The 17,111-nt window shown below is 60.3% G+C and carries 12 protein-coding genes; 7 read left to right on the top strand and 5 right to left on the bottom strand.

Features of this window, described 5'->3' with window-relative positions:
• The first annotated feature begins 653 nt into the window (after positions 1 to 653).
• From JIO00_RS23040 to JIO00_RS23070, 7 genes are all read left to right on the top strand, one after another.
• Positions 654 to 2,705 carry a putative bifunctional diguanylate cyclase/phosphodiesterase gene (locus JIO00_RS23040; RefSeq protein WP_010457618.1) on the top strand — a complete coding sequence of 684 codons (2,052 nt, stop codon included), beginning with the start codon at positions 654 to 656 and terminating at the stop codon, positions 2,703 to 2,705.
• 233 nt (positions 2,706 to 2,938) lie between these two features.
• Positions 2,939 to 4,282 (top strand): imelysin family protein, encoded by a 1,344-nt coding sequence (locus JIO00_RS23045; RefSeq protein ID WP_010457619.1) that lies wholly within the window; start codon positions 2,939 to 2,941, stop codon positions 4,280 to 4,282.
• Between the two features lie 752 nt (positions 4,283 to 5,034).
• On the top strand, positions 5,035 to 6,462 hold the full coding sequence (locus tag JIO00_RS23050; protein WP_102594591.1) for a di-heme oxidoreductase family protein: 1,428 nt from the start codon (positions 5,035 to 5,037) through the stop codon (positions 6,460 to 6,462).
• A gap of 26 nt (positions 6,463 to 6,488) precedes the next feature.
• Positions 6,489 to 7,553: an imelysin family protein gene (locus JIO00_RS23055; RefSeq protein ID WP_200666901.1), complete on the top strand. Its 1,065-nt coding sequence runs from the start codon at positions 6,489 to 6,491 to the stop codon at positions 7,551 to 7,553.
• A 14-nt stretch (positions 7,554 to 7,567) separates the two neighbouring features.
• A complete protein-coding gene (locus JIO00_RS23060; RefSeq protein WP_154501502.1) occupies positions 7,568 to 8,665 on the top strand; it encodes a DUF1513 domain-containing protein in 1,098 nt (365 codons plus the stop codon).
• Positions 8,666 to 8,905: 240 nt separating this feature from the next.
• Positions 8,906 to 10,054 (top strand): efflux RND transporter periplasmic adaptor subunit, encoded by a 1,149-nt coding sequence (locus JIO00_RS23065; protein WP_010457626.1) that lies wholly within the window; start codon positions 8,906 to 8,908, stop codon positions 10,052 to 10,054.
• A gap of 13 nt (positions 10,055 to 10,067) precedes the next feature.
• A complete protein-coding gene (locus JIO00_RS23070) occupies positions 10,068 to 13,103 on the top strand; it encodes a multidrug efflux RND transporter permease subunit (protein WP_010457628.1) in 3,036 nt (1,011 codons plus the stop codon).
• 172 nt (positions 13,104 to 13,275) lie between these two features.
• On the opposite strand, the gene JIO00_RS23075 is transcribed toward JIO00_RS23070, so the two are convergent.
• From JIO00_RS23075 to colR, 5 genes are all read right to left on the bottom strand, one after another.
• Positions 13,276 to 13,503, bottom strand: a complete 228-nt coding sequence (locus tag JIO00_RS23075; protein ID WP_077749882.1) for a hypothetical protein — start codon at positions 13,501 to 13,503, stop codon at positions 13,276 to 13,278.
• 2 nt (positions 13,504 to 13,505) lie between these two features.
• Positions 13,506 to 14,219, bottom strand: coding sequence for a lipopolysaccharide kinase InaA family protein (locus JIO00_RS23080; protein WP_077749883.1), 714 nt, complete (start codon positions 14,217 to 14,219; stop codon positions 13,506 to 13,508).
• A gap of 4 nt (positions 14,220 to 14,223) precedes the next feature.
• Complete coding sequence (locus JIO00_RS23085) at positions 14,224 to 14,892, bottom strand: class I SAM-dependent methyltransferase (protein WP_077749907.1); 669 nt, start codon at positions 14,890 to 14,892, stop codon at positions 14,224 to 14,226.
• Positions 14,893 to 15,052: 160 nt separating this feature from the next.
• Positions 15,053 to 16,327: a sensor histidine kinase gene (locus JIO00_RS23090; protein WP_145308548.1), complete on the bottom strand. Its 1,275-nt coding sequence runs from the start codon at positions 16,325 to 16,327 to the stop codon at positions 15,053 to 15,055.
• Positions 16,317 to 17,000 carry a two-component system response regulator ColR gene (gene colR, locus JIO00_RS23095; protein WP_010457636.1) on the bottom strand — a complete coding sequence of 228 codons (684 nt, stop codon included), beginning with the start codon at positions 16,998 to 17,000 and terminating at the stop codon, positions 16,317 to 16,319. Before colR ends, JIO00_RS23090 begins: the two co-directional genes overlap by 11 nt.
• Positions 17,001 to 17,111 lie beyond the last annotated feature (111 nt).

Genomic DNA, 17,111 nt, shown 5'->3' on the forward strand with positions numbered 1-17,111 from the left:
CAGCTCTTGATCTTGATCTACCCGCCCCTTTCGGGAGGCTGAGTGGAGGTGTTCATCCGGGGAGTGGCGCGCAGCGCCGTTCGACGCAGTCGAACACGCTGCATGTAGGTCGTCGCGAAGCAGACCGGAGGGCAGTGTCCCCGGATGGATACCGGAGCGAAGGTACGCCGAGCCTTAGCGAGGGGCCGGACGCTTGGGGCGAGACTTTTTGGTTCCTTTTGTGGCGTTTGACAAAAGGGACTCGCCGTAAGGGCGAAACCATAAGTGGCCGTTACCGCACAAATGGATATGTACACCAGCGGGAGACTGGTCGGCTGTCAGGCCGTCATTGCGAGCAGGCTCACTCCCACAGTTGAAATGCGGACACCCGCAGAACCCAAGCCAATCTCCGACAATGAAACCAGCATTCAGCCCCTTGCCCCCCCGCCACAGCAGGCTAACATCAACAAAAGGAAAAATAGTCCCAATCCTCCTCAAGTTGAAGGACCCAACTACCGACACAGTACTAATAGGGCAAATACTCAAAACAACAGCATTTTCTGCCAAGCTGCAGGCAAAAAACCATGAGATTGAATGTCCCTTTGACTGCCATCACGGGATTGCCAATACTCATGGCAACTTGATGCTACCCGCACGGAACAAGGAATAACCCTTTGAAGCTGGAACTCAAGAACAGCTTGTCGGTGAAGTTGCTCCGGGTCGTGCTCCTGTCGGCATTGATCGTCGGCGTAGTCTTGAGCTGCGCGCAGATCGTTTTCGATGCCTATAAAACACGCCAGGCCGTGGCCAACGATGCACAACGCATCCTCGACATGTTCCGCGACCCCTCCACCCAGGCCGTCTACAGCCTGGATCGGGAAATGGGCATGCAGGTCATCGAAGGCCTGTTCCAGGACGAAGCCGTGCGCCAGGCCTCCATCGGCCATCCCAACGAAGCCATGCTCGCGCAAAAATCTCGTGAGTTGCACCATTCAAACAGCCGCTGGCTGACCGATCTCATTCTTGGCAAGGAACGCACCTTCACCACCCAACTGGTCGGCCGCGGCCCCTACAGCGAGTATTACGGCGATCTGAGCATCACCCTCGACACCGCCACCTACGGGCAGGGTTTCATCGTCAACTCGGTGATCATCTTCATTTCCGGCGTATTGCGCGCCCTCGCCATGGGCCTGGTGTTGTACCTGGTCTACCACTGGCTGCTGACCAAACCTCTGTCGCGCATCATCGAACACCTGACCGAAATCAATCCGGACCGCCCCAGCGAACACAAGATCCCACTGCTCAAAGGTCACGAAAAGAACGAACTGGGGATCTGGATCAACACCGCCAACCAGTTGCTCGAATCCATCGAACGCAACACCCACCTGCGCCACGAAGCGGAAAACAGCCTGCTGCGCATGGCCCAGTACGACTTCCTAACCGGTCTGCCGAACCGTCAGCAATTGCAGCAACAACTGGACAAGATCCTGGTTGACGCCGGCAAGTTGCAACGTCGGGTTGCGGTGCTGGTGGTGGGCCTGGACGACTTCAAAGGCATCAACGAACAGTTCAGCTATCAGACCGGCGACCAGTTGCTGCTGGCCCTGGCCGATCGTCTGCGCGCTCACAGCGGTCGCCTCGGCGCCCTCGCCCGTCTCGGGGGTGACCAGTTCGCCCTGGTCCAGGCCGATATCGAACAACCTTACGAAGCCGCCGAACTGGCGCAAAGCATTCTCGATGATCTGGAAGCGGCGTTTGCCCTCGATCATCAGGAAATCCGCCTGCGCGCGACCATCGGCATCACCCTGTTTCCCGAGGACGGCGACAGCACCGAGAAACTGCTGCAAAAAGCCGAGCAGACCATGACGCTGGCGAAAACCCGCTCGCGCAACCGTTATCAGTTTTACATCGCCAGCGTCGACACCGAGATGCGTCGCCGTCGGGAACTGGAAAAAGACCTGCGCGACGCCCTGCGGCGGGACCAGTTCTACCTCGTCTACCAACCGCAGATCAGCTACCGCGATCACCGGGTGGTGGGTGTCGAGGCACTGATTCGCTGGCAGCATCCCGAACATGGCCTGGTGCCGCCGGACCTGTTCATCCCGCTCGCCGAGCAGAACGGCACCATCATCGCCATTGGCGAATGGGTACTGGATCAAGCCTGCAAGCAATTGCGCGAATGGCACGATCAGGGTTTCCCGGATCTGCGCATGGCGGTGAACCTGTCGACCGTGCAACTGCACCACGCCGAATTGCCGCGAGTGGTCAACAACCTGCTGCAGATGTACCGCCTTCCCCCTCGCAGCCTGGAGCTGGAAGTCACCGAAACCGGCCTGATGGAAGACATCAGCACCGCCGCCCAGCATCTGTTGAGCCTGCGCCGCTCCGGCGCATTGATTGCGATCGACGATTTCGGCACGGGTTATTCGTCCTTGAGCTACCTGAAAAGCCTGCCGCTGGACAAGATCAAGATCGACAAGAGCTTCGTGCAGGACCTGCTCGATGACGACGACGATGCCACCATCGTTCGGGCGATCATCCAGCTGGGCAAGAGCCTGGGCATGCAGGTGATTGCCGAAGGCGTGGAAACCGCCGAGCAAGAGGCCTACATCATCTCCGAAGGCTGCCACGAAGGTCAGGGCTACCACTACAGCAAACCGCTGCCGGCACGGGAATTGAGCGCCTACCTGAAACAGGCGCAGCGCAGTAACGCAGCCATTTTGTAGAGATCAAACAATCGCAGCCTTGTTCCACTCAACAGCTACTACGGGTCCGTGTGCTTGTAGCCGCTGTCGAGTGAAACGGGGCTGCGATGTTTTTTGATCCACGACACAACGCTTGTACGAATAAGAAATATTTCCAGCTACAACCCTTTACAGATAATGCGAAAGATTTGCATTATGTCGCAGTTTTGCGCACTCGCTGCGCCATACCCCCCTCTCGAAGCAGGATGTTCGCCATGATTCGTATGCCTCTGGCTACCGCCAGTCTGTTGGCCATCGCTATTTCCCTCGCCGGTTGTGGCGAAGGCAAAGACAAGAACGCCGCTACGCCGACGCCGGCCGCCAGCACCGCTGCGGCTCCAGCTGCCGCCCCGGCCGCTACCAGCAAAGTCGACGAAGCCGCCGCCAAAGCCGTTGTCGCGCACTACGCCGACATCGTCTACGCCGTTTACAGCGATGCCGAATCCACCGCGAAAACCCTGCAAACCGCCGTCGACGCCTTCCTCGCCAAGCCGAACGCCGACACCCTGAAAGCCGCCAAGGCTGCCTGGGTGGCTGCCCGCGTTCCTTATCTGCAGAGCGAAGTGTTCCGCTTCGGCAACACCATCATCGACGATTGGGAAGGTCAGGTGAACGCCTGGCCACTGGACGAAGGCCTGATCGACTACGTCGACAAATCCTACGAACACGCACTGGGTAACCCGGGCGCCACAGCCAACATCATCGCCAACACTCAGGTGCAGGTCGGCGAAGACAAGATCGACGTCAAAGACATCACCCCGGAAAAACTCGCCAGCCTGAACGAACTGGGCGGTTCGGAGGCCAACGTCGCCACCGGCTACCACGCCATCGAATTCCTGCTTTGGGGCCAGGACCTGAACGGCACCGGCCCTGGCGCCGGCAACCGTCCAGCCTCCGACTACCTGGAAGGCAAAGGCGCCACCGGCGGTCACAACGATCGTCGCCGCGCTTACCTGAAGTCCGTGACCCAGCTGCTGGTCAGCGACCTGGAAGAAATGGTCGGTAACTGGAAGCCGAACGTGGCCGACAACTATCGCGCCACCCTGGAAGCGGAGCCGGTTGATTCGGGACTGCGCAAAATGCTGTTCGGTATGGGCAGCCTGTCCCTGGGCGAACTGGCGGGCGAGCGCATGAAGGTTTCCCTGGAAGCCAACTCCCCTGAAGACGAACACGATTGCTTCAGCGACAACACCCATAACTCGCAGTTCTACGATGCCAAGGGTATCCGCAACGTGTACCTGGGCGAATACACTCGCGCAGACGGCACCAAAATGACCGGCGCCAGCCTGTCGTCCCTGGTGGCCAAAGCCGACCCGGCTGCCGACACCGCGCTGAAAGCCGACCTGGCTGCAACCGAAGCCAAGATGCAGGTCATCGTCGATCACGCCAACAAGGGTGAGCACTACGACCAGCTGATCGCCGCCGGTAACACCGCTGGCAACCAGATCGTGCGCGACGCCATCGCCGCCCTGGTCAAGCAGACCGGTTCGATCGAAGCCGCCGCTGGCAAACTGGGTATCAGCGACCTGAACCCGGACAACGCTGATCACGAATTCTGATCAACGCTGGCTGAGTGACTAAAGAGGCGACCTTCGGGTCGCCTTTTTCATGCCTGCCTGACACTGACCACTGTAGGAGCGAGCCTGCTTGTGATGGCGCCGTGTCAGTCACCATCAATGTTGAATTCAATACCGCCTTCGCGGGCAAGCCTCGCTCCTACAGGGTCTGCGCTGAACCTGTGGGAGCGAGCCTGCTCGCGAAGGCGCCGTGTCAGTACCATCCATGTTGAATTCAATACCGACTTCGCGGGCAAGCCTCGCTCCTACAGGGGCTGCGCTGGACCCGTGGGAGCGAGCCTGCTTGCGAAGGCGCCGTGTCAGTCACCCTCCATGTTGAATTCAATACCGCCTTCGCGGGCAAGCCTCGCTCCTACAGGGTCTGCGCTGAACCCGTGGGAGCGAGCCTGCTCGCGATGGCGCCGTGTCAGTCACCCTCCATGTTGAATTCAATACCGCCTTCGCGGGCAAGCCTCGCTCCTACAGGGGCTGCGCTGAACCCGTGGGAGCGAGCCTGCTCGCGAAGGCGCCGTGTCAGTCTCCCTCCATGTTGAATTCAATACCGCCTTCGCGGGCAAGCCTCGCTCCTACAGGGGCTGCGCTGAACCCGTGGGAGCGAGGCTGATTGCGATGGCGGCGCCTCGGTCCCCTGTGAAAACCTGCCCCACATCAACCAAACGATAATTCCTCTTATTCAAACTCCCTTGCCCTGTTAGACTTTGCGCCCTTGTTTTGCTCGTCTTGCAGGATGTCTGATGCCCTCGCTGCTTCTTCGCTTGTCCGCACTGTTTCTGGCCCTGGGCCTGAGTGCCTGCGATGACGCCCCGCGTTTTACCAAGGCCGAACCCGGTGAAGCCCGGTCCGGTGGCGCGGCGACTGTGCGCAAGACCGATCAAAATGCGTTCTCACTGCCCTCCGCGAACCTGTCGCCGTCACGGCGCGTGGATTTCAGCGTCGGCAACAGTTTCTTCCGCAACCCTTGGGTGATCGCCCCTTCGACCACCACCGCCCGGGACGGCCTCGGTCCGCTGTTCAATACCAACGCCTGTCAGGGCTGTCACATCAAGGACGGTCGCGGTCATCCGCCGACGCCCGATGCGGCGAACGCGGTATCGATGCTGGTGCGCCTGTCGATCCCGAATGCACCGGCCTATGCCAACGTCATCGAGCAGCTCGGCGTGGTCCCGGAGCCGGTCTACGGCGGCCAGTTCCAGGACATGGCCATACCCGGCGTGACCCCGGAAGGCAAAGTGCGGGTCGATTACACCCCCGTTCCGGTCCGCTTCAAGGACGGCACCGAAATCGAGTTGCGCAAGCCCAGCCTGAACATCACTCAACTGGGTTACGGCCCGATGCACCCCGACACCCGTTTCTCGGCACGCGTTGCCCCGCCGATGATTGGCCTGGGCTTGCTCGAAGCCATCCCCGACGAAGCGATCCTGGCCAACGCCGAGGCTCAGGCCAAGGACAAAAACGGCATCGCCGGGCGACCGAACCGGGTCTGGGACGACGTGCAGCAGAAGACCGTTCTCGGCCGCTTTGGCTGGAAGGCCGGGCAACCGAACCTCAATCAGCAGAACGTTCACGCGTTCTCCGGTGACATGGGCCTGACCACCAGCCTGCGCCCCTTCGACGACTGCACCGAGGCGCAAACAGCCTGCAAACAGGCGCCGACCGGCAACGGCCCGAATGGCGAGCCGGAAGTCAGCGATAACATCCTGCGCCTGGTGCTGTTCTACAGCCGCAACCTGGCTGTACCGGCTCGTCGCGACGTCAATGCGCCCGAAGTGCTGGCCGGCAAGAACCTGTTTTTCCAGGCCGGATGCCAGTCCTGTCACACACCGAAATACACCACCGCCGCCAACGCCGCCGAACCTGAACTGGCCAATCAAGTGATTCGCCCTTACAGCGATCTGCTGCTGCACGACATGGGCGACGGCCTGGCCGACAACCGCAGCGAATTCCAGGCCAGTGGCCGCGACTGGCGCACCCCACCGTTGTGGGGCATCGGACTGACGCAAGCGGTCAGTGGCCACACCCAGTTCTTGCATGACGGCCGCGCGCGCAATCTGCTCGAAGCCGTGCTCTGGCATGGCGGCGAAGCGAAAGCGGCCCAGCAACAGGTTTTGTCTTTCAATGCCGAGCAGCGCGCTGCGTTGCTGGCGTTTTTGAATTCCCTTTAATACGTATTCCATAGCGGGAGCCCGACATGTTCCGTCCCAAATTGTTGTTCACCAGCCTCGCAGCACTCGCCCTCGGCGCTTGCTCGCCACAGGACCCGCAAGCCGTCACCTCGGCCGCCATCGCCAAATCGGTGATCCTGCCAACGTACACCCGCTGGGTTGAAGCCGACCGCCAATTGGCCGTCAGCGCCCTCGCCTATTGCGAAGGCAAGGAAAACCTCGACACCGCCCGCGCCGACTTCCTGCACGCGCAGAAAGCCTGGGCCGAGCTGCAACCGCTGCTGATCGGGCCGCTGGCCGAAGGCAATCGCGCCTGGCAGGTGCAGTTCTGGCCGGACAAGAAAAACCTGGTGGGCCGTCAGGTCGAGCAATTGGTCACCGCGCAGCCGCAGATCGATGCCGCCGCCCTGGCCAAGTCCAGCGTCGTGGTTCAAGGCCTCTCGGCCTATGAATACATCCTGTTCGACAGCAAGCCGGACGTGGCCAACGACGCGCTAAAAGCCAAGTACTGCCCACTGTTGAAGGCGATTGGCGAGCGTCAGAAACTGCTGGCCGAAGAGATTCTGCAAAGCTGGAATAACACCGACGGCATGCTCGCGCAGATGAGCAAGTTCCCGAACCAGCGCTACGCCGACTCCCACGAAGCCATCGCCGACCTGCTGCGCGTCCAGGTCACCGCCCTCGACACCTTGAAGAAAAAACTCGGTACGCCGATGGGCCGTCAGAGCAAGGGCGTGCCGCAACCGTTCCAGGCCGATGCCTGGCGCAGCCAGTCGTCCCTGGCCGGCCTTGAAGCCAGTCTCGCAGCCGCCAAAACCGTGTGGGAAGGCGTCGACAACAAAGGCCTGCGCGGCCTGTTGCCGAGTGAGCAAAAACCGTTGGCCGACAAGATCGACGCCGCTTACGCCGCGTCCCTGAAACTGTTCGCCAGCAACCAGCGTTCGCTGACCGAGATGCTCAACGACGATGCCGGCCGCCAGCAACTCAACGATATCTACGACAGCCTCAACGTCGTCCATCGCCTGCACGAAGGCGAACTGGCCAAGGCGCTGGGCATCCAACTGGGCTTCAACGCCAACGACGGTGACTGATGAGGGCAAGTGCCATGCTGCGACGTCAGGCTCTGACTTTAGGTAGTTTGCTGCTGGGAGCAGTGACACTGGGCGGCTGGACGCTGTTCAAACAAAAGGACAAGAGCCCGCTGCTGCTTTCGGCGCGGGACGATGGCGACGGCAAGCATTACGCCGTCGGTTATCGGCTGGACGGCACCCGGGTGTTCGCCACCCAGGTCGGGCAGCGTTGCCACGACATCATCAACCACCCGACGCTGCCGATTGCGCTGTTCGTCGCACGACGTCCGGGCACCGAAAGCTATCTGATCGACCTGCGCGACGGCGCGCTGCTGCAAACCGTGGCCTCGCTGCCCAACCGGCATTTCTACGGGCACGCGGTGATTCACAAGAGCGGCGACTGGCTGTACGCCACCGAAAACGACACCTCCGATCCGGGTCGCGGACTGTTGGGGGTGTATAAGTTCGAAGGTGAACGGCTGGTGCACAGCGGCGAGATATCCACCCATGGCATCGGCCCCCATCAGGTGTCGTGGATGCCAGACGGCGAGACGCTGGTGGTGGCCAACGGCGGCATTCGCACCGAGGCTGAAAGCCGGGTCGAGATGAACCTCAACGCCATGGAGCCGAGCCTGGTATTGATGCAACGCGACGGCACCCTGCTGAGCAAGGAAACCCTCGCCCAGCAGATGAACAGCGTGCGTCACCTGGGGATCGCCAGCGATGGCACCATCGTCGCCGGCCAGCAATTCATGGGGCCGTCCCACGAGTCCTCAGAGTTGCTGGCGATCAAGCGTCCGGGCCAACCGTTCGTGGCGTTTGCGGTGCCTGAACATCAGTTGCAGGCGATGGGGCATTACACCGCCAGCGTGGCAGTCCACAGTGACTTGCGATTGGTCGCGTTGACTGCGCCGCGCGGCAACCGCTTTTTCATCTGGGACCTGGACAGCGGTGAAGTGCGCCTGGATGCGCCGCTTCCCGATTGCGCCGGGGTTGGCGCCGTGGCTGACGGGTTTGTCGTGACCTCGGGTCAGGGCCGATGCCGGTATTACGATTGCCGTCAGACAACGCTGGTTGCAAAACCATTGGAGCTTCCGGCGGGGCTTTGGGATAACCACCTTCACCTCATCTGAGCCCGTTTCCTGTGGCAAGGGAGCTTGCTCCCGCTGGGCTGCGAAGCGGCCCCAAAATGGGACTGCTGCGCAGTCCAGCGGGAGCAAGCTCCCTCGCCACAGGTTATTCATCGTTCGTTAGTCCCCTTGAGTGACAGGCGCTCGAAGGCCTCGCCTGTAATTTCTTCCAGTTGGAATCAACCTGCGACTCAGATAATGTGCCCCACTGTCTCACCTGATTTTCTCCAAGGAAGTGGAAATATGCTGCGTCGCCGCATGCTGATCATGTTGGGTGTTGTTCTGCTGATCGTGCTGATCCTGGCCGGTTATAAAGCCTTCTCCATCTACACGATGATTCAAGGCTTTTCCGCGCCGAAACCGCCGATCAGTGTCGCCGCGACCACTGCCGTGGAACGTCCGTGGCAAGCTCGCCTGCCAAGCGTCGGCACCCTCAAGGCGCTGCAAGGCGTGGACCTGAGCCTGGAGACCGACGGCACCGTCATCGATTTGCAGTTCGAGTCAGGCCAGAAGGTCAAGGCCGGCCAACCGCTGCTTCTGCTTGATAGCGTGGTAGAAACCGCCCTGCTCGAAACCGCTCAAGCCGACCTGGGGTTGGCGCAGCTCGATTACGGTCGCGGCAGCCAATTGGTGGGCAGCCAGGCCATTTCCAAAGGCGAGTTTGACCGGCTCTCGGCGATATTGAAAAAGAGCCGGGCCACGGTGAATCAGCTCAAGGCGGCGCTGGCCAAAAAACGCTTGCTCGCACCGTTCAGCGGGACCATCGGTATTCGTCAGGTGGACATCGGTGACTATCTCGCCAGCGGCACCATGATCGCCACCCTGCAAGACCTCAGCAGCCTCTACGTCGACTTTTTCGTGCCCGAGCAGTCGGTGCCGAAGATCGGCGTCGGCCAGTCGGTGCAAATCATTGTCTCGGCCTACCCGACACAGACCTTCCCCGGCACCATCAGCGCGATCAACCCGAAAGTCGAAAACAGCACCCGCAATGTTCAGGTCCGCGCGACCCTGGCCAACCCCGACGGCAATCTGCTGCCGGGCATGTACGCCAGCCTGCAGGTGATGCTGCCCGACCCGCAGCCGCGCATCGTCGTGCCGCAAAGCGCGATCACGTACACGCTGTACGGCAACTCGCTCTACGTCGTCGCGCAGAAAAAAGCCGAAGACGGCAGCCTCGAAAAAGACGACAAGGGCCAGCCGATCCTGATCGCCGAACGGCGTTTCATCGAAACCGGCGAGCGCCGCGACGGGCTGGTGGTGATTACCAAAGGCTTGCAGAACGGCGAAAAAGTGGTCACGGCCGGTCAGATCAAACTGGACAACGGCGCACACATTGCCATCAGCGACGACAAGACCCTGACCGATAAGAACAGTCAGCCACGTACTGACTGATCAAGGAATCCTCATGGCTTTTACCGATCCGTTCATCCGCCGCCCGGTGCTCGCCACCGTGGTCAGCCTGTTGATTGTGCTGCTGGGCTTCCAGGCCTGGAGCAAGCTGCCGCTGCGCCAATACCCGCAAATGGAAAACGCCCTGATCACGGTCACCACGGCGTACCCCGGGGCCAACGCCGAAACCATCCAGGGCTACATCACCCAACCGATGCAGCAAAGCCTGGCCAGCGCCGAGGGCATCGACTACATGACCTCGGTCAGTCGCCAGAACTTCTCGGTGATCTCGATCTACGCGCGCATCGGCTCCAACAGCGACCGCCTGTTCACCGAGCTGCTGGCCAAGGCCAACGAGGTGAAGAACCGGCTGCCCCAGGACGCCGAAGACCCGGTGCTGAGCAAGGAAGCCGCCGACGCCTCGGCCCTCATGTACATCAGTTTCTTCAGCAAGGAGCTGAGCAACCCGCAGATTACCGATTACCTGTCGCGGGTCATCCAGCCAAAACTGGCGACTCTGCCGGGCATGGCCGAAGCCGAGATTCTCGGCAACCAGGTGTTCGCCATGCGCCTGTGGCTGGACCCGGTAAAGCTGGCCGGTTTCGGCCTGGCCGCCAGCGACGTGACCAACGCGGTGCGCCAGTACAACTTCCTCTCTGCGGCCGGTGAAGTGAAAGGCGAGTACGTCGTCACCAGCATCAATGCCAACACCGAACTCAAGTCCGCTGAAGCGTTCGCTGCGATTCCGCTCAAGGTCGAGGGTGACAGCCGGGTGCTGCTCAGCGATGTGGCGCGGGTCGAGATGGGCGCGGAAAACTACGACTCGATCAGTTCGTTCGGTGGCACTCCTTCGGTGTACATCGGCATCAAGGCCACGCCGGGCGCCAACCCGCTGGACGTGATCAAGGAAGTGCGCAAGATCATGCCGGAGCTGGAAGCCCAGTTGCCGCCGAACCTCAAGGGGGAAATCGCCTACGACGCCACGCTGTTCATCCAGGCCTCAATCGATGAAGTGGTGAAAACCCTCTTCGAAGCCGTGCTGATCGTGATCGTGGTGGTGTTTCTGTTTCTCGGGGCGCTGCGTTCGGTGGTGATCCCGGTGGTCACCATTCCGCTGTCGATGATCGGCGTGATGTTCTTCATGCAGATGATGGGCTACTCGATCAACCTGCTGACACTGCTGGCGATGGTGCTGGCGATCGGGCTGGTGGTGGATGATGCCATTGTGGTGGTGGAGAACATTCACCGACACATCGAGGAAGGCAAGAAGCCGCTGGATGCGGCCATCGAAGGTGCCCGGGAAATCGCCATGCCGGTGGTTTCGATGACCATCACCCTGGCGGCAGTGTATGCGCCCATCGGTTTTCTGACCGGGCTCACGGGGGCGCTGTTCAAGGAGTTCGCCCTGACGCTGGCCGGTGCGGTGGTGATTTCCGGCGTGGTCGCGTTGACCCTGTCGCCGATGATGTGTGCCTTGCTCCTGCGCCACGACGAAAATCCCAGCGGCCTCGCGCACCGCCTGGACCTGATTTTTGAAGGCCTCAAGCGCCGATACCAAAGCATGCTCCACGGCACCCTCAACACCCGGCCGGTGGTCCTGGTGTTTGCGGTGATTGTGCTGTGCCTGATTCCGGTGCTGCTCAAGTTCACCAAGTCGGAACTGGCGCCCGATGAAGATCAGGGCATCATTTTCATGCTGGCCAACGCCCCGCAACCGGCCAACCTCGATTACCTGAACACTTACACTGACGAATTCATCACGATCTTCAAGGAGTTTCCCGAGTACTACTCTTCGTTCCAGATCAATGGATTCAACGGCGTGCAATCGGGGATTGGCGGTTTCCTGCTCAAACCGTGGAATGAGCGCGACCGCACGCAGATGGCCATCCTGCCCGAGGTCCAGCGCAAACTGGAGGGCATTGCCGGACTGCAGGTCTTCGGCTTCAACCTGCCCTCGTTGCCCGGCACGGGTGAAGGGTTGCCGTTTCAGTTCGTCATCAACACGGCCAACGATTACGAAGCGCTGCTGCAAGTGATGGACCGGGTGAAAAAACGGGCGATGGAGTCCGGCAAGTTCGCCTTTGTCGATGTCGACCTGGCCTTCGACAAACCCGAAGTCGTCGTGGACATCGATCGCGCCAAGGCCGCGCAGATGGGCGTGTCCATGCAGGACCTGGGCGGAACACTGGCCACATTGCTGGGACAGGCGGAAATCAACCGCTTCACCATTGAGGGTCGTAGCTACAAGGTCATCGCTCAGGTCGAACGACCGTTCCGCGACAACCCGGACTGGTTGAACAACTACTACGTGAAAAACAACCAAGGCCAACTGCTGGCCCTGTCGACCCTGATCACCGTCAGCGATCGGGCGCGTCCACGGCAGTTGAACCAGTTCCAGCAGCTCAACTCGGCCATCCTGTCAGGTGTGCCGCTGGTCAGCATGGGCGAAGCCATCGATGTCGTGCGCCAGATTACGCTGGAAGAAGCGCCGGCCGGTTTTGCCATGGATTACGCCGGCGCCTCGCGCCAATATGTCCAGGAAGGCAGCGCGCTGTGGGTGACCTTCGCCCTGGCGCTGGCGATCATTTTCCTGGTCCTCGCGGCCCAGTTCGAGAGCTTCCGTGACCCGCTGGTGATTCTGGTGACAGTGCCGCTGTCGATCTGTGGCGCGTTGATTCCACTGTTCCTGGGTTGGTCGAGCATGAACATTTATACCCAAGTGGGCCTGGTGACCTTGATCGGCCTGATCACCAAGCACGGGATCCTGATCGTCGAGTTCGCCAACCAGCTGCGCAGAGAGAAAGGCCTGACACCTCGCGAAGCTGTGGAAGAAGCTGCTGCAATCCGGCTGCGCCCGGTGTTGATGACCACGGCGGCGATGGTATTCGGCATGGTGCCATTGATCATCGCCACGGGCGCGGGCGCGGTCAGCCGGTTTGATATCGGCATGGTGATCGCAACCGGAATGTCGATCGGGACGTTATTTACGCTGTTCGTGTTGCCGTGCATCTACACCCTGCTGGCCAAACCCGACGCAAAAGAACACTCATAATCCATTTGGGAGCGAGCCTGCTCGCGATGGCGGTGTGTCAGGCATCTCAATGTTGACTATGCCGCCGTCATCGCGAGCAGGCTCCATCCCACCTTGGGCCATGCACGGCTTGAAATTCGGCACAAAAAAAGGCCTCGCATTGGCGAGGCCTTTTATTTTGGCTTCAATCTGTTCAACTCTGCGGCCTCATTCCTTGAGAAAGTCCGAACATGAACAGCAATAAATCATGATCGGGTTGAGATGCCACAGATGCCTTGGCAACCCGTGGCAACGGACAGTGCGCGTCACCGTTCACTGAACTGAGAACTTGCGTGCGGGGCTGCTCCCACGCCGCCACCGCCAATGAAGCAACTGCCAAGGCTCCTATCAGAAACACACCTCGTGCAATTTCTAGTTTCATTGCTATAAACCTTTGATAGCGCTGCCAAACGCCGTCTCATAAAAGTAGACGAGTTTGCGCCAGTCCGCCGTGCTGAACGACGAGTGGCGACGAAGCTGCTTCATGTCGTGAGCCGCCGCCCGATAGGCGGTCAAGCGCTGCCGGCATTTCTCCAGGTCGATCAAGGCGATTTCGACCTTGGCCGACTCGCCTTCACCGGTCACCCGTACGAATACGTGCTTGATGTAAATGCAACTGTGCTGCCAACGGCCCTTGTGCATGCGGGCCAGGTTTTCGGCCAGGTCCTTCAAGACTCGGTCATGCACCGCCTCGCCGTGACGCTCGCGACCGCCGCCGGCGTACCAGTGTTCGATTTCCTCGAAGCCGTCCAGCGACTTGGTCACCAGCAATGCGCGCCATTTGTGCACGGGGTCGCGCTGTGCGCCGCAGAAAACGATTTCCGGAACTCCCACCCCAAGCGCGCGCAGGCCAATGAGCGCATCACGCTCGCGCAACACGGTCGGACGACCGAAGGGGTGCAACCAGCTGCGATAGATATGTCCGGTCTGTCGCTTGGCGTAGAGCAGCTGACCATCGTTGCCCATGACCCGCTGCACGCCACTTTCTCCACCGCGACGGACGTTAGGTTCTTCTACCCATTCACCGCGCTGATTCCAGAAATAGTCGAAGCGGTCCTGAGAGGCGACGTCCGTCTCTGCTGCACATTGCACTGCCATCCTGTTACCTCTTGCGTAATACGTAAACTCGCCACATGGCATAGAGCGGTAAAAAGTCCAATCGTTCCTGAATACGGAACCCCGCTTGTTCAAACTCTTTTTCTACCGTGGCCGCCGGTAACACAAACCGGTTTTGGTAACCTTCCTGCCCACGCCGTTTCTCTGAGCGCTTGCGTTTCCAGGCCTTGAAATTGCCGTCCACCCACAACGAAAGGATCACGCTGTCACGCGTGACTCGTTCAAATTCGCGCAGAATGGCCAGTCGATGCTCGGCTTCACCGATGTGATGCAGCAAACGCATGCAGAAAATGCTGTCGACAGCGTTGTCGGGCAAAGCAATGTCGAATGCGGAAGTGTGCAAGGGTTGTACCCGTTTCACCACGTCAGCCGGTTGCGCCTGGGTTGCAATCTTCAACATTGACTCGGAGTTGTCGGCCCCGATGATCGCTCGATTGGCTTTCTCCGCCAGCATTGGCCAAAAACGCCCTGCCCCGCACGGCAAATCGAGGACCAGCCCTGGCTCACCGACCAGCTTCAGCGCCTTTCGCGCCAACTGCACGTCACGCCAGTGGGATAGCTTACGACCAAGACCATCCTGGTGCTTCTGCAAATACCTTTGTGCATGTTGATCGTCGTACTTCTCGGAAAAATCGAGTTTGATCGGGCCGTCCATCATTAAGGTCTCCTGAACTTCTGATGACGCCCACCTTAGGTAGCGTAGTGTCGGTGTCAGGTCATACCTTTGTGAAAAAATTGTTAAGGAAATGTTGAATCATTACAAGATTTTTCAAGTTGACCAGCATGGCTCGGAGCCCCGACTGCTCAAGCAACCGCTAGCTTTGGCTCAATTGCACCTGAAAACGACAGCCATTAGGTTCCATATTGGTCAAGCTGACGCTCCAGCCCTGGTTCTCGCAAATCCGCTGCACCAGCGACAACCCCAGTCCCAGGCCCTCGCCGCGCTTTTCACTGCCGCGAACGAAAGGTTCGAACATTGCCTCGCGTTTTTCCTCGGGAATGCCCACACCGCTGTCCTCGACCGTGAAACCTGTGGCCGTGAGGGTCAAGCGGATAAACCCGCGCTCGGTGTAATGCAGCGCGTTACGCAACAGGTTGCCCATGACGGCGTGCAAGAGGGTTGCGTTGTAACAGGTGTCCAGCGGATTACCCGGTTCGAAGATCAGGCTCAGCCCCTTGGCTTCGATCGGTTCGCGCCACTGGTTGAGCAGCCCGTCGGCGACCTGGCTCAACGTCTGCTGCGGCGACATGCTCGCGTCTTCTCGCTGGGCCCGGGCCAACATCAGGAAGGTTTGCACCAGTTCGCGCATCTCGGCGCACGCGCGGGCAATTCGCTCGACCTGGGCATGGCCACGCTGGTCGATACCGGGGTTTTCCAACAGTAGCTCACAGGAACTGGCCAGCACCATCAGGGGCGTGCGCAGTTCGTGGCTGACGTCACTGGTAAACAATCGCTCACGGGTCAATGCCTGGCGGAGCCGCCCAAGGGTGGCATCGAAGGCAACCGCCAGCTCGCCCACTTCGTCAGCGGCATAATCCGGTGCCAGGGGTGGCGCCAGCCCCAGCAATTGATCGCGGTGACGCACCTGGCGGGCGAGTCGCACCACCGGCGCCATCACTTTGCGCGCCAGGACCCAACCGAGAAAGACTGCCAGCGCCAGGCTCAGTACGAAGCCCACCAGCACCACGGCAAACAGCACTCGCTCACGTTCTTCGAAATCGCTTTGATCCTGCAGCAGTACGTAACGCCGGCCATCGACCACTTCAACCATCGCGTGATACGACAGCTGCTCGCGAAAGACCTCGTGGAAACCGGGCTCCAGATGCCGTAAATCCTTGGGCAACTCGAAGTCCCCCGGCCCACCGCTGAAATAGAACAGCTGGTCCGGCTCGGGGCGGTGGCTCCAGTCAGAGACGCTGTCCATCAGCAGGAGCCGTTGAAGATCGCCACCCAGCCCGGCTGAAATCAGCTTTTCTTCCACCAGGTGCACGGTCGCCACAATGCCCATGGCGAAGGCGCCTGCCACCAATGCACTCATCAGCGCAAAGGCGATGATGATCCGTTGAGCGAGGCTCTGCTTAAACTCCATCGCGACTCTCGGCCAAGCGATAACCCACACCGTGCACGGTTTGCAGCAAGGGCTTGGCGAAGGGCTTGTCGATCACCTGACGCAGTTGATGGACGTGGCTGCGCAGGCTGTCGCTGTCCGGGCAGTCATCACCCCAGAGGGCTTCTTCGAGAATTTCGCGGCGCAGAACATGCGGGCTTTTCTGCATCAGCACGGCCAGCAACTTGAGGCCGACCGGGTTGAGCTTGAGCAGGCGACCTTCGCGGGTCACCTCCAGGGTATCGAGGTCGTAGCTCAGATCACCCACCTGCAAGGCGCGTCGACCGCCACCCTGGGCACGACGCATGACCGCTTCGATACGCGCCGCCAGTTCGGACAGGGCGAACGGCTTGATCAGGTAGTCATCGGCACCGGACTTGAAGCCCTGCAGCCGGTCATCCAGCTGATCGCGCGCGGTGAGCATGATCACCGGCGTGTCGCGGCGGGCGTCTTCGCGCAGGCGTTTGCACAGCGTATAGCCGTCAATGCCGGGCAACATGATGTCGAGCACGATCAAGTCATAGTGCTCGGTGGCCGCCAGGTGCAGGCCTGACAAACCGTCCTGCGCGCAATCCACGGTGTAGCCTTTGAGCCCCAGGTAATCGGCCAGATTGGCCAGGATATCGCGGTTGTCTTCAACCAATAGAATTCGCATGGGCACCTCCTCCGCACACAGTAACGGCCGTCATGGCCCGCGCAGCTTAAGGCCAAGTGTGGCTCAGGGCTAGGACTGCGTGCAGTTGTCAATCCGATAGAAAAACCGATG

It is taken from the genome of Pseudomonas sp. SW-3, assembly GCF_016615645.1.
Taxonomy (GTDB): Bacteria; Pseudomonadota; Gammaproteobacteria; order Pseudomonadales; family Pseudomonadaceae; genus Aquipseudomonas; species Aquipseudomonas mandelii.